This window comes from Myroides odoratimimus (assembly GCF_001485415.1).
Lineage (GTDB): Bacteria > Bacteroidota > Bacteroidia > Flavobacteriales > Flavobacteriaceae > Flavobacterium > Flavobacterium odoratimimum.
In genome coordinates, this window is the sequence record NZ_BCMQ01000017.1 from 1 (window position 1) to 14,361 (window position 14,361).

Consider the following 14,361-nt stretch of genomic DNA (forward strand, 5'->3'; position numbering starts at 1 on the left):
AACGAGGACGGACTGTAAATCCGTTGGGAAACCTTCGCAGGTTCGAATCCTGCTCTCCCCACAGAGAATAAGAAGCATCAAGCCGGTGTAGCTCAGGGGTAGAGTGCTTCCTTGGTAAGGAAGAGGTCACGGGTTCAAATCCCGTCATTGGCTCAGGTTTTTTTATTATATTTGAACACTAATTATATAACTAAGATTAAATTATTAAATCATGGCAAAGGAAACTTTTGATCGTTCGAAACCGCACTTAAACATCGGTACTATCGGACACGTTGACCACGGTAAAACTACTACTACTGCTGCTATTACTAAAGTATTAGCTGACGCAGGATTCTCAGAAGCTCGTTCATTTGATTCAATTGATAATGCTCCAGAAGAAAAAGAGCGTGGTATTACAATTAATACTTCTCACGTAGAGTACCAAACAAAAAACCGTCACTATGCACACGTTGACTGTCCAGGTCACGCGGATTACGTGAAAAACATGGTTACTGGTGCTGCTCAGATGGATGGTGCTATCTTAGTAGTTGCTGCTACTGATGGACCAATGCCACAAACTCGTGAGCACATCCTTTTAGGACGTCAGGTAGGTATTCCAAGAATCGTTGTATTCTTAAACAAAGTTGACTTAGTTGATGATGCTGAGTTATTAGAGCTTGTTGAGATGGAAGTAAGAGATTTATTATCTTTCTACCAATACGATGGTGATAATGGACCAGTAGTTCAAGGTTCTGCTTTAGGAGCATTAAACGGAGAGCAAAAATGGGTTGACGCATTATTACACTTAATGGAAGAAGTTGATGCTTGGATCGAAGAGCCAGTACGTGACAACGAGAAACCATTCTTAATGCCAGTAGAAGACGTATTTACAATTACAGGACGTGGAACTGTTGCTACAGGACGTATCGAAACTGGAGTTGCTAATACAGGAGATGCTGTTGAAATCATCGGTATGGGAGCTGACAAATTAACTTCTACTATTACAGGAGTTGAGATGTTCCGTAAAATCTTAGACCGTGGAGAAGCTGGAGATAACGTAGGTTTATTATTGAGAGGTATTGACAAAACTGATATCCGTCGTGGTATGGTTATTTGTAAACCAGGTTCAGTAAAACCACACGCTAAATTCAAAGCTGAGGTTTATATCTTGAAAAAAGAAGAAGGTGGACGTCACACTCCATTCCATAACAACTACCGTCCACAGTTCTACGTACGTACAACTGACGTAACTGGAACTATCCAATTACCAGAAGGAGTAGAGATGGTTATGCCTGGAGATAACTTAACTATCACTGTTGAGTTATTAAGCCCAATCGCTTTATCAGTAGGTTTACGTTTCGCTATCCGTGAAGGTGGTAGAACAGTAGGTGCTGGTCAGGTAACTGAAATTATTGACTAATTATTTAGTATAAATAAGTTCCAAAAGTCAGTGGTTACGGCCACTGACTTTTATTAACAAACGGGTGTAGTTCAAGGGTAGAATAGCGGTCTCCAAAACCGTTGATGGGGGTTCGAATCCCTCCACCCGTGCAAAAACAATATTAACATGGCAAAGGTTTTTAATTACATATCTGATGCTTTCACAGAGTTAAAAAGTAATGTTACTTGGTCTCCGTGGTCAGAAGTTCAACGATACACTATAATAGTTGCTATTTTTGCAATTTTGTTTTCTTTAGCAACGTGGGGTGTAGACACTGCGTTCGGAAGAGTTTTAGGAGTATTTTATAATTGGGCTACTGCATAGAGAAAATTAAAGAAAGATTATGGCTGATACAAGTGTCAAAAAATGGTATGTGGTTCGTGCGGTAAGTGGACAGGAGAATAAGGTTAAGAATTATATCGAAACTGAAATTACTCGTTTAGGTTTATCAGATTACTTATCACAGGTATTAGTTCCTACTGAAAAAGTAGTAACTGTAAAAGATGGTAAAAAGAAGACTACGGAACGTGTTTACTTTCCAGGTTATGTTATGATTGAAGCTAACTTAACAGGAGAAGTTCCTCACGCTATTAAATCGATAACAGGAGTTATTGGTTTCTTAGGAGGTGAAAGAGGTGGAGATCCACTTCCTTTACGTGAGTCAGAAGTAAACAGAATGTTAGGTAGAGTTGATGAACTAGCTGTAAAAGTTGAGTCAGGATCTATTCCTTATGAAGTAGGAGAGTCAGTGAAAGTTATCGACGGGCCATTCAATGGATTCGATGGAACAATCGAAAACATTAATGAAGAGAAACGTAAACTAGAAGTAATGGTTAAGATTTTCGGAAGAAAAACACCATTAGAATTAAGTTTTACACAAGTAGAAAAATTATAATGTTACAATAGTCACATCTTGGCTTCCAAATGAGATGTGCCAAATTTTTTTAAGAAATGGCAAAAGAAATTAGTAAAGTAGTTAAACTACAAGTTAAGGGAGGTGCTGCGAACCCATCGCCACCGGTTGGACCTGCTTTGGGGGCTGCTGGAGTTAACATCATGGAGTTCTGTAAGCAATTTAATGCTAGAACACAAGATAAACCAGGCAAAGTTTTACCAGTACAAATTACTGTTTACAAAGACAAATCATTTGACTTTGTTGTTAAAACGCCACCTGCTGCTGTTCAATTATTAGAGGCTGCGAAAGTGAAATCTGGATCTGGTGAGCCTAATAGAAAAAAAGTAGCTAGCGTAACTTGGGAACAAGTTCGTGCTATTGCGGAAGACAAAATGCCTGATTTAAATGCATTTACTGTTGAGGCAGCTATGAGTATGATAGCTGGTACTGCAAGATCTATGGGAATATCAGTAACAGGAACAGCTCCTTTTTAATTGTAAAAGAAAGAAGAAATGGCAAAATTAACGAAAAAGCAAAAAGAGGCTGCTGCTAAAATTGAAAAGAATAGATTGTATTCTTTGAAAGATGCATCTGCATTGATTAAAGAAGTTGCTTCTGCAAAATTTGACGAGTCTGTAGATATCGCTGTACGTTTAGGAGTTGATCCACGTAAAGCAAATCAAATGGTTCGTGGTGTGGTTACGTTACCTCACGGAACAGGTAAAGATGTAAGAGTGTTAGCATTGGTTACTCCTGATAAAGAAGCTGAAGCTACAGCTGCTGGGGCTGACTATGTTGGACTAGATGAGTACTTACAAAAGATCAAAGACGGTTGGACAGATGTTGATGTAATCATCACTATGCCTGCTGTTATGGGTAAATTAGGTCCTTTAGGTCGTATTTTAGGGCCAAGAGGTTTAATGCCAAACCCTAAAACAGGAACTGTTACTATGGACGTAGCGAAAGCTGTTCAAGAAGTGAAAGCTGGTAAAATCGATTTTAAAGTTGATAAAACTGGTATTGTTCACGCATCTATCGGTAAAGTTTCTTTCGAAGCTGATAAAATTACTGAGAATGCAGCTGAATTAATCCAAACATTAATCAAATTGAAACCAACTGCAGCTAAAGGTACTTATATCAAGTCTATTAATATATCTAGTACTATGAGCCCTGCTATTGCTTTAGACCCTAAAGCAGTATAATTGGTAAATAAAAAATTATTCGTATGACTAGAGAACAGAAAGCAGTAGCGATAGAAGAATTAAAAGCTAAGTTAGCTGACGCTAATATCTTCTATATCGCTGATATATCAGGATTGAATGCTGAAGTTACTTCAAACTTAAGAAGAGCTTGTAACAAAGCTGGAATTAAAATTGAAGTAGTTAAGAATACATTGCTTGCTAAAGCAATGGAAGCTTCAGATAGAAATTATGAAGAGCTACCTTCTACTTTAAAAGGGAACAGTGCTGTTTTATTTGCAGATGTTGCAAATGGACCTGCTAAAATTATCAAAGACTTTAGAAAAAAATCTGATATTCCAGCTTTAAAAGGAGCTTATATCAACGAGGAAATCTATATCGGAGATAACAATTTAGATGCATTAGTTGCTATTAAATCTAAAGAAGAAGTTATTGGAGAAATCATTGGATTACTTCAATCACCAGCTCAAAGAGTTATTTCAGCTCTTAAAAACCAATTTAAAGACGAAGAATAGTCGACGACTAGATCTAGTTTTTAAAGTTCATCAGAACGCACATTAATAAATTATATTTTTACAAATCATTAAAAGATAGAAAAATGGCAGATTTGAAACAATTCGCAGAACAATTAGTTAACTTAACTGTAAAAGAAGTTAACGAATTAGCAACTATATTAAAAGATGAGTACGGAATCGAACCAGCTGCTGCTGCTGTAGTAGTTGCAGGAGGTGCTGGAGGTGATGCTGCTGAAGAGCAAACAGAATTCACTGTAGTATTAAAAGAAGCTGGAGCTTCTAAATTAGCTGTAGTTAAAGCTGTTAAAGAATTAACAGGTTTAGGATTAAAAGAAGCTAAAGATATCGTAGATTCTACACCAGCTAACATCAAAGAAGGAGTTTCTAAAGATGAGGCTGAAGGTCTTAAAAAAGCATTAGAAGAAGCTGGAGCTGTAGTAGAGCTTAAATAGTTTTTTTCTAAAAAATATTTTAGGTTTAGGTCTTGGGAAGCTTCCCACAGGCCTAAACCATTTTGCGTATAAAGAGATTTTGCGTAAAAACAATTCAAATTCTAATCAAAATTTTTTGTCCATTGATGATCACAAATCAGACTGAAAGATTAAATTTTGCCTCTACAAAGAACATACCTGCGTATCCAGATTTCTTGGATATTCAAGTTAAGTCTTTTAAAGATTTCTTTCAATTAGAAACGAAATCTGAAGAGAGAGGTAAGGAAGGTTTATACAATACCTTCATGGAGAACTTCCCGATCACTGATACAAGAAACCAGTTCGTATTGGAGTTCCTTGATTACTTTGTTGATCCTCCTCGTTATTCAATCGAAGAGTGTATTGATAGAGGATTGACTTACAGTGTTCCGCTAAAAGCGCGTTTAAAATTGTACTGTACTGATCCTGAACACGAAGATTTTGAAACAATAGTTCAAGATGTTTATTTAGGAACAATTCCGTATATGGCACCAAGTGGTACTTTCGTAATCAATGGAGCAGAGCGTGTTGTAGTTTCACAATTACACCGTTCACCTGGTGTTTTCTTTGGACAGTCATTCCATGCAAATGGAACTAAGTTATATTCGGCGAGAGTAATTCCTTTTAAGGGATCATGGATTGAGTTTGCTACCGATATTAATAGTGTAATGTACGCTTATATCGATAGAAAGAAAAAGTTACCTGTTACAACATTATTCCGTGCTATTGGATTCGAAAGAGACAAGGATATCCTAGAGATTTTCGACCTTGCAGAGGAAGTTAAAGTATCAAAAACAGGACTAAAAAAATATAGCGGAAGACGTCTTGCTGCACGTGTGTTAAACACTTGGCATGAGGATTTCGTAGATGAGGATACAGGAGAAGTTGTTTCAATTGAGAGAAATGAGATTATCTTAGACCGTGATACAGTCCTAGATAAAGATAATATCGAAGAAATCATTGAGGCTAACGTTAAGACGATCCTTTTACATAAAGAAGATAATAATCAGGCAGATTATGCCATCATACATAATACATTACAGAAGGACCCTACTAACTCTGAAAAAGAGGCAGTAGAGCACATCTACCGTCAGTTGCGTAATGCAGAACCGCCAGATGAGGAAACTGCACGTGGTATTATTGATAAATTGTTCTTCTCAGATCAACGTTACAATCTAGGTGAAGTTGGTCGTTATAGAATGAACAAGAAACTTAATCTTGATACTCCAATTGACAAACAAGTTTTAACAAAAGAGGATATTATTACTATTGTTAAATACTTGATTGAATTAATTAACTCAAAAGCTGAGATTGATGATATCGATCACTTATCTAACCGTCGTGTTAGAACAGTAGGAGAGCAATTATCTGCTCAGTTTGGTGTTGGTTTAGCTCGTATGGCTAGAACTATTCGTGAGCGTATGAACGTACGTGATAACGAGGTGTTTACTCCAATCGACTTAATTAACGCTAAGACTTTATCGTCAGTAATTAATTCATTTTTCGGAACGAACCAGTTATCTCAATTCATGGACCAAACGAATCCATTAGCTGAGATTACACACAAACGTCGTTTATCAGCTCTAGGACCTGGAGGTTTATCTAGAGAAAGAGCAGGTTTCGAGGTGCGTGACGTTCACTATACTCACTATGGACGTTTATGTCCTATTGAGACACCAGAGGGACCAAACATTGGTTTGATTTCATCTTTAGCAGTTTATGCTAAAGTAAATAATATGGGATTCATCGAAACTCCTTACCGTCCAGTTACTGAAGGGCAAGTAGATATCGTTAATGATCCTATTTATTTAAGTGCAGAAGAGGAAGAAGGTATGTTAATCGCTCAAGCGAACATTCCTGTTGATGAAAAAGGATTTATCACTGAGCAAAAAGTAGTAGTAAAAGAAGAGGGTGACTTCCCTGTAGTTGAACCAAAAGATGTTCACTATACTGACGTTGCACCAAACCAGATTGCTTCTATTTCTGCGTCATTGATTCCTTTCTTAGAGCACGATGATGCCAACCGTGCGTTGATGGGATCGAACATGATGCGTCAAGCGGTTCCTTTATTACGTCCAGAATCTCCAATCGTAGGTACTGGATTAGAAAGACAAGTAGCTTCAGATTCTCGTGTTTTAATTAATGCTGAAGGAGAAGGTACTGTTGAGTATGTTGATGCTCAGAAGATCATCATTAAGTATGATCGTACTGATGAAGAGCGTTTAATTAGCTTTGATCCAGATGAGAAAACATACAACTTAATTAAGTTTAGAAAAACGAATCAAAGTACAAGTATCAACTTAAAGCCAATTGTAAGAAGAGGTGATAGAGTTACTAAAGGACAAGTACTTTGTGAAGGATATGCTACTCAACAAGGAGAGCTTGCTCTAGGTCGTAATATGAAAGTGGCGTTCATGCCATGGAAAGGTTACAACTTCGAGGATGCTATCGTTATTAGTGAAAGAGTAGTACGTGAAGATATCTTTACATCTATCCATATTGATGACTATACTTTAGAAGTTAGAGATACTAAGTTAGGTAACGAAGAGTTAACTAATGATATTCCTAACGTTTCTGAAGAGGCAACAAAGGATCTAGATGAAAACGGTATGATCCGCATTGGTGCTGAAGTTAAGCCTGGTGATATTCTTATCGGTAAGATCACTCCAAAAGGAGAGTCTGATCCTACTCCAGAAGAGAAATTATTACGTGCTATCTTTGGTGACAAAGCAGGAGACGTTAAAGATGCTTCATTAAAAGCTTCTCCATCATTAAGAGGGGTTGTTTTAGATAAGAAATTGTTCGCAAGAGCAGTAAAAGATAAACGTAAACGTTCTAAGGATAAAGACGAATTGGCTTTATTAGAAACTAGATTTGAAGTTAAATTCAACGAGTTAAAAGAGCGTTTAGTTGAGAAATTATTCTTCATCGTGAATGGTAAAACATCTCAAGGTGTATTGAATGATTTAGGAGAAGAGATTTTACCAAAAGGTAAGAAATTTACTCAAAAAATGTTATTTGCAGTAGATGATTTCGCTCACTTAACTAAAGGACAATGGACAACTGATGAGGATACAAATGGTATGATTACTGATTTGATCCACAACTACAAAATCAAATTAAACGATCTTCAAGGAGTTCTAAGAAGAGAGAAATTCATGATTACTGTAGGGGATGAGTTACCATCTGGAATTTTGAAATTAGCGAAAGTATATATTGCTAAAAAACGTAAATTACGTGTAGGAGATAAGATGGCTGGACGTCACGGTAACAAAGGTATTGTAGCTCGTATCGTTAGAGATGAGGATATGCCTTTCTTAGAAGATGGAACACCAGTAGATATCGTATTGAACCCATTAGGGGTACCTTCTCGTATGAACATTGGACAGATTTATGAAACAGTATTAGGGTGGGCTGGTCAAAAACTTGGTAAAAAGTATGCGACTCCAATCTTTGATGGTGCTGAATTAGATCAAATCAATGCTCTTACAGATGAGGCAGGTATACCACGTTTTGGACATACTTACTTATATGATGGAGGTACAGGAGAGAGATTCCACCAACGTGCAACTGTTGGGGTTATCTATATGCTGAAACTTGGTCACATGGTAGATGATAAGATGCACGCGCGTTCTATTGGTCCTTACTCATTGATTACGCAACAACCATTAGGAGGTAAAGCTCAGTTTGGTGGTCAACGTTTCGGAGAGATGGAGGTTTGGGCATTAGAGGCTTATGGAGCATCTAGTACATTACGTGAAATCTTGACGGTAAAATCGGATGACGTTATTGGTAGAGCTAAAACTTACGAAGCAATCGTTAAAGGAGAGACTATGCCAGAACCAGGATTACCAGAATCATTCAATGTATTAATGCATGAATTAAAAGGTCTTGGACTAGACATCAGATTAGAAGAATAAACTAAGATTATAGGGTAAGCAGTGTTGCACTGCTTACTCTTTATCATACACTTTAACAAGTAAGTTTACCATGAATAAAAATAAAGAGAAAAATACCGTAAAAAGGTTTAATAAAATCTCAATAGGTTTAGCATCGCCAGAGTCTATTCTTGCAGAATCGAGAGGTGAGGTTTTAAAACCTGAAACAATCAACTATCGTACTCATAAACCAGAACGTGATGGTCTTTTCTGTGAGCGTATTTTCGGACCTGTAAAGGATTACGAATGTGCGTGTGGTAAGTATAAGAGAATCCGTTATAAAGGAATCGTGTGCGACCGTTGTGGTGTTGAAGTTACTGAGAAGAAAGTACGTAGAGATAGAGTTGGTCACATCAATTTAGTTGTGCCAATTGCTCATATCTGGTACTTCCGTTCATTACCAAACAAAATTGGTTATATCTTAGGTCTTCCTTCTAAGAAATTAGATATGATCATTTACTATGAGCGTTATGTGGTAATCCAAGCTGGTATTGCTAAAAACGTTGATGGTGAACCTATCAATAGATTAGATTTCTTAACTGAAGAAGAGTACTTAAACATTTGTGATACTCTTCCGATGGAAAATCAATATTTAGATGATACAGATCCAAATAAATTCATCGCTAAAATGGGTGCTGAATGTATTATGGATTTATTAGCTACTACAGACTTAGATCAGTTATCATATACTCTACGTCACGCAGCTAATAACGAAACATCTAAACAAAGAAAAACTGAGGCGTTAAAACGTCTTCAAGTAGTTGAGTCTTTCCGTGATTCTAATTTGAATCGTGAGAACAGACCAGAGTGGATGATTTTGAAAGTTATTCCAGTTATTCCACCAGAATTACGTCCATTAGTTCCACTTGATGGAGGTCGTTTTGCTACATCTGATTTAAATGACTTATACCGTCGTGTAATTATCAGAAATAATCGTCTGAAACGTTTAATGGAGATCAAAGCTCCTGAAGTAATTTTACGTAATGAGAAACGTATGCTTCAAGAAGCTGTTGATTCATTGTTCGATAACACTAGAAAATCTTCTGCTGTTAAAACAGAATCTAACCGCCCATTAAAATCTCTTTCTGATTCATTAAAAGGTAAACAAGGACGTTTCCGTCAAAACTTACTTGGTAAACGTGTTGACTATTCAGCTCGTTCGGTAATTGTTGTTGGACCAGAATTAAAATTATTCGAGTGTGGATTGCCAAAAGATATGGCAGCTGAGCTTTACAAACCATTCGTTATTCGTAAGTTAATCGAAAGAGGTATTGTTAAGACAGTAAAATCTGCTAAGAAGATTATAGATAAAAAAGAACCAGTTGTTTGGGATATTTTAGAAAACGTAATTAAAGGACACCCAGTTTTACTTAACCGTGCTCCTACGTTACACAGATTGGGTATTCAAGCGTTCCAACCTAAGTTAATCGAAGGTAAAGCGATTCAATTACACCCATTAGTGTGTACGGCATTCAATGCCGATTTCGATGGTGACCAGATGGCAGTTCACTTACCTCTAGGACCAGAGGCAATCTTAGAAGCACAATTATTAATGTTAGCTTCTCACAACATCTTAAACCCTGCAAATGGTGCTCCTATTACTGTACCATCTCAGGACATGGTATTGGGGTTATACTACATGACTAAGTCACGTAAATCTACTCCAGAACATATCATCAAAGGTGAAGGATTGACTTTCTACTCTGTAGAGGAAGTACATATTGCATTAAATGAAGGTAAACTTGATCTTAACGCTAACGTTAAAGTTAGAGCTAAAGATTATAATGCTGAAGGAGAATTAGTATATCAGATTATTGAGACTTCTGCAGGTAGAATTTTATTTAATGAAGTAGTACCTGAAGTTGCAGGATACATCAATGAGGTATTAACTAAGAAATCATTAAGAGATATTATCGGTCGTATTTTAAGTATTACTGATGTACCTACTACTGCTGCATTCTTAGATGATATCAAAAACATGGGATACGGTTACGCATTCCGTGGAGGATTATCTTTCAGTTTAGGTGATATTATGATTCCTGAGCGTAAACAAGAATTAATTGATGATGCGAACCAACAAGTAGATCATATTACTATGAACTATAATATGGGACTTATCACAAATAATGAGCGTTACAACCAAGTTATTGACGTTTGGACTTCTACAAATGCTATGTTAACTGAGTTAGCAATGAAAAACATTCGTGAAGACAAACAAGGATTTAACTCAGTATATATGATGCTTGACTCTGGAGCCCGTGGTTCTAAAGAGCAGATTCGTCAGTTAACTGGTATGCGTGGTTTGATGGCTAAGCCTAAGAAATCTACAGCTGGTGGTGGAGAGATTATCGAAAACCCAATTCTTTCTAACTTTAAAGAAGGTCTTTCGATTTTAGAGTATTTCATCTCTACTCACGGTGCTCGTAAAGGACTTGCGGATACGGCGTTAAAAACAGCGGATGCTGGATACTTAACTCGTCGTCTACATGACGTAGCTCAAGATGTTATCGTTAACTCTGTTGACTGTGGTACATTAAGAGGTATTGAAGTTAAACCACTTAAGAAGAATGAGGAAGTTATCGAATCATTAGGAGAGAGAGTTTTAGGACGTGTTGCTCTTAATGCAGTGATTAACCCACTTAATTCTGATGTATTAGTTGAAGCTGGTGAAGAAATTACTGAAGCTATTGCTAAATCAATCAACGCTGCACCAATTGAATCAATTGAGGTACGTTCGCCATTGACTTGTGAGGCTAAAGTTGGTATCTGTGCTAAATGTTACGGACGTAACTTAGCTACTGCTAGAATGGTTCAAAAAGGTGAAGCTGTAGGTGTTATTGCTGCTCAATCTATTGGGGAGCCTGGTACACAGTTAACATTGAGAACATTCCACGTGGGAGGTACTGCTGGTAATATCTCTGAGACATCTAGTATTACTGCTAAATTTAAAGGTCGTTTAGAAATAGAAGATCTTAAAACAGTAAAAGGTGAGGATAATGAAGGAAATGCTATTGATATCGTTATTTCACGTTCTACTGAGGCTAAGTTATTTGATACTAATACAGGTATCTTATTAACAACAAATAACATTCCTTATGGTTCTACAATCTATGTGAATGATGGAGATGTTGTTGAAGAAGGTGCTACGTTATTTAAATGGGACCCTTATAATGGTGTAATTGTTTCTGAGTTTACTGGTAAAGTTGCTTATGAGGATATCGAACAAGGACAAACGTTCATGGTTGAGATCGATGAGCAAACAGGATTCCAAGAAAAAGTTATTACTGAATCAAGAAATAAAAAATTAATTCCTACTTTATTAATCTATGGTAAAGATGGTGAGTTAATTCGTTCATACAACTTACCTGTAGGTTCTCACCTAATGGTAAATGATGGCGATAAGATTAAAGCTGGTAAAGTTTTAGTTAAGATTCCTCGTCATACATCTAAAGCTGGGGATATTACTGGAGGTCTTCCAAGAATTACTGAGTTGTTAGAAGCTCGTAATCCTTCAAACCCTGCAGTAGTTTCAGAAATTGATGGTGTTGTATCGTTCGGTAAAGTTAAGAGAGGTAACAGAGAGATCGTTGTTGAGTCTAAAACTGGAGATGTTAGAAAATACTTAGTTAAGTTATCTAATCAAATTTTAGTTCAAGAGAATGATTACGTGAAAGCTGGTATGCCACTTTCTGATGGAGCTATCACTCCAGACGATATCTTAAGAATCCAAGGACCTTCTGCTGTTCAACAGTACTTAGTAAACGAGATTCAAGAGGTTTATCGTCTACAAGGGGTTAAGATTAGTGATAAACACTTTGAGGTAGTTATCCGTCAAATGATGCGTAAAGTTAAAATCGAAGATCCAGGAGATACTTTATTCTTAGAAGATCAATTAGCACATGCTGCTGACTTCATCGCTGAGAATGATAGATTATATGGAATGAAGGTTGTAGTTGATGCAGGTGAGTCTGATAATTTGAAAGAAGGACAGATTATTACTATGCGTGAATTACGTGACGAGAACTCATTATTGAAACGTGAGGATAAGAACTTAGTAGTTAGTCGTGATGTTATGCCTGCTACTGGTACTCCAATGTTACAAGGTATTACTCGTGCGTCTTTACAAACGAAATCATTTATTTCTGCTGCGTCGTTCCAGGAAACAACGAAAGTGTTAAACGAAGCTGCTGTAGCAGGTAAAGTAGATGGATTAAACGGATTAAAAGAAAACGTTATTGTAGGTCACAGAATCCCTGCAGGTACAGGTATGAGAGAGTACGAAAGTATCCTTGTTAGTACTTCAGATGATGAAGGATTTGCAAATAAAGAAACAGATTTAAACTTCTAGTATTATGGAAAAAGAACAAGATCAATTTAGCCTTGAATTAGACGAGGCAACAGCAGAAGGAGTGTATTCTAATTTAGCGATTATCAATCATTCTAATACTGAATTTGTGGTTGATTTTGTTACCATAATGCCTGGAATGCCAAAGGGTAAAGTAAAGTCTAGAATTATTTTGACGCCTCAACACGCGAAGAGATTAATGACTGCTTTACAAGAAAATATCCAGCGCTATGAAGGTAGTAATGGAAGTATAGTTGATGTTGAAGCTACTGGTGAATTATCAGCTATAAAGTTTGGCACTAAAGGAGAAGCATAAATCCAATAGAATAGTTGATTTAACATCAACCAAAAGAAAAAGGTCTACATTTAATGTAGACCTTTTTTGTTTAAAAAGAGTTTTTTATTCTTGTCAATTTAGAATTATGGCTTTACTAATTAATGGAATAATCTCTTTTAGTTTTAAATATTATTAAGCTTCAGTTTGAAGTTAGCTAGTGTAATTGACATTTCATGATCTTTGCTTATAAGCTCTTTGACATTGTCAATATAATTGTTAAGCTTAGAGACTAGTTTTTTATACTTGTCAGTCTCCTGTTCTTTCCTATATAAGGTGGCTAACCTCATAGATATGTCTATGTATTGTAGATAGAGTTTAGGACCTGTTTTTAGATATGCTTTATAAGAAGCACATAATACTTCTAATCGACTTATGGCTTCGATATAGTAGTTAATAGCTAAACCATTATTTCCTTTTTGGAGCTGCTCATTAGCAAGTTCTTGCTTTAGTTGACAGCTTTTCTCTATGTGCATAATACATTCTATACTCATTTTACTAAATTTTTATTGACAAATTCCCAGTTGATTGCATTCCAAAATAATTGAATAAAGCTTGGCCTTGAATTTCTGTGGTCTATATAATATGCATGTTCCCATACATCTATAGTTAGTAAAGGCGTGTTTCCATAAACTATTGGTGTGTCAGCATCTTTTAGACTCATTAGTTCCAGTTTATTTTCTGGAGTTAGTACTAACCATACCCATCCACTTCCAAATAATTTAGTCGCTTTGTCAATGAATTGAGTTTTTAGTTCTTCTAGAGATCCGAAGTACTTACCTATCATATCTAGTAGCTCTTCATTAGGCTGACCACCTTGGTTCGGAGTGATGGATTTCCAGAAAAAAGAGTGATTAAAATGTTGTGCAGCATTGTTAAATATGGCTACTTCTCCTTCTGCTTGTGTACCTGTGATAATGTTCTCTAAACATTCATCTTCCCATTTCGTGTTTGTTATTAAATGGTTAAGGTTGTTTACATACGTTTGATGATGTTTTCCATAGTGATAATCGAATCCTTCAGTAGATATAAAAGAATTGAAAGAATTTTTATCATATGGTAAATCAGGAAGTTTGAATTTCATTATTTATAGTTTTATTTTTATTAGACAAGGCTAAATTAATAATTTAGATTAGACTAAAAAATTATTTAGATATTTTTTTGTTTACAATTATATAACAATGATTAACTGTTTGGTAATCGTTAAACGTTGTGCCGACTAATGGCATTTCATTCTTTTGTGAC

At 36.3% G+C, this 14,361-nt stretch carries 12 protein-coding genes and 2 tRNA genes; 12 read left to right on the top strand and 2 right to left on the bottom strand.

Features of this window, described 5'->3' with window-relative positions:
• The first annotated feature begins 81 nt into the window (after positions 1 to 81).
• The 12 genes from MODO_RS13470 to MODO_RS13525 all read left to right on the top strand — a co-directional run bounded on the left by MODO_RS13470 (position 82) and on the right by MODO_RS13525 (position 13,098).
• Positions 82 to 153, top strand: a tRNA-Thr gene (locus MODO_RS13470).
• A gap of 58 nt (positions 154 to 211) precedes the next feature.
• Positions 212 to 1,399 (top strand): elongation factor Tu, encoded by a 1,188-nt coding sequence (gene tuf, locus MODO_RS13475; protein ID WP_006259596.1) that lies wholly within the window; start codon positions 212 to 214, stop codon positions 1,397 to 1,399.
• Positions 1,400 to 1,459: 60 nt separating this feature from the next.
• Positions 1,460 to 1,530, top strand: a tRNA-Trp gene (locus tag MODO_RS13480).
• A gap of 16 nt (positions 1,531 to 1,546) precedes the next feature.
• Entirely contained in the window at positions 1,547 to 1,744 is a 198-nt protein-coding gene (secE, locus tag MODO_RS13485) for a preprotein translocase subunit SecE (RefSeq protein ID WP_006259595.1), read from the top strand.
• Between the two features lie 19 nt (positions 1,745 to 1,763).
• A complete protein-coding gene (nusG, locus tag MODO_RS13490) occupies positions 1,764 to 2,315 on the top strand; it encodes a transcription termination/antitermination protein NusG (RefSeq protein WP_006259594.1) in 552 nt (183 codons plus the stop codon).
• 56 nt (positions 2,316 to 2,371) lie between these two features.
• Positions 2,372 to 2,809 (top strand): 50S ribosomal protein L11, encoded by a 438-nt coding sequence (gene rplK / locus MODO_RS13495; RefSeq protein WP_006259593.1) that lies wholly within the window; start codon positions 2,372 to 2,374, stop codon positions 2,807 to 2,809.
• Between the two features lie 18 nt (positions 2,810 to 2,827).
• A complete protein-coding gene (rplA, locus tag MODO_RS13500) occupies positions 2,828 to 3,517 on the top strand; it encodes a 50S ribosomal protein L1 (RefSeq protein WP_006259591.1) in 690 nt (229 codons plus the stop codon).
• 23 nt (positions 3,518 to 3,540) lie between these two features.
• A complete protein-coding gene (gene rplJ, locus MODO_RS13505; RefSeq protein ID WP_006259590.1) occupies positions 3,541 to 4,029 on the top strand; it encodes a 50S ribosomal protein L10 in 489 nt (162 codons plus the stop codon).
• Positions 4,030 to 4,112: 83 nt separating this feature from the next.
• Positions 4,113 to 4,481, top strand: a complete 369-nt coding sequence (gene rplL, locus MODO_RS13510) for a 50S ribosomal protein L7/L12 (RefSeq protein ID WP_006259589.1) — start codon at positions 4,113 to 4,115, stop codon at positions 4,479 to 4,481.
• 125 nt (positions 4,482 to 4,606) lie between these two features.
• Positions 4,607 to 8,419 carry a DNA-directed RNA polymerase subunit beta gene (gene rpoB / locus MODO_RS13515; RefSeq protein ID WP_006259588.1) on the top strand — a complete coding sequence of 1,271 codons (3,813 nt, stop codon included), beginning with the start codon at positions 4,607 to 4,609 and terminating at the stop codon, positions 8,417 to 8,419.
• 70 nt (positions 8,420 to 8,489) lie between these two features.
• Positions 8,490 to 12,785, top strand: a complete 4,296-nt coding sequence (gene rpoC, locus MODO_RS13520) for a DNA-directed RNA polymerase subunit beta' (RefSeq protein WP_006259587.1) — start codon at positions 8,490 to 8,492, stop codon at positions 12,783 to 12,785.
• A gap of 4 nt (positions 12,786 to 12,789) precedes the next feature.
• Complete coding sequence (locus MODO_RS13525; protein WP_006259586.1) at positions 12,790 to 13,098, top strand: DUF3467 domain-containing protein; 309 nt, start codon at positions 12,790 to 12,792, stop codon at positions 13,096 to 13,098.
• Between the two features lie 143 nt (positions 13,099 to 13,241).
• On the opposite strand, the gene MODO_RS13530 is transcribed toward MODO_RS13525, so the two are convergent.
• Both MODO_RS13530 and MODO_RS13535 read right to left on the bottom strand, forming a co-directional pair.
• Positions 13,242 to 13,610: a hypothetical protein gene (locus MODO_RS13530; RefSeq protein WP_006259585.1), complete on the bottom strand. Its 369-nt coding sequence runs from the start codon at positions 13,608 to 13,610 to the stop codon at positions 13,242 to 13,244.
• Positions 13,607 to 14,200 carry a superoxide dismutase gene (locus MODO_RS13535; RefSeq protein WP_006259584.1) on the bottom strand — a complete coding sequence of 198 codons (594 nt, stop codon included), beginning with the start codon at positions 14,198 to 14,200 and terminating at the stop codon, positions 13,607 to 13,609. Before MODO_RS13535 ends, MODO_RS13530 begins: the two co-directional genes overlap by 4 nt.
• Positions 14,201 to 14,361: the final 161 nt, after the last annotated feature.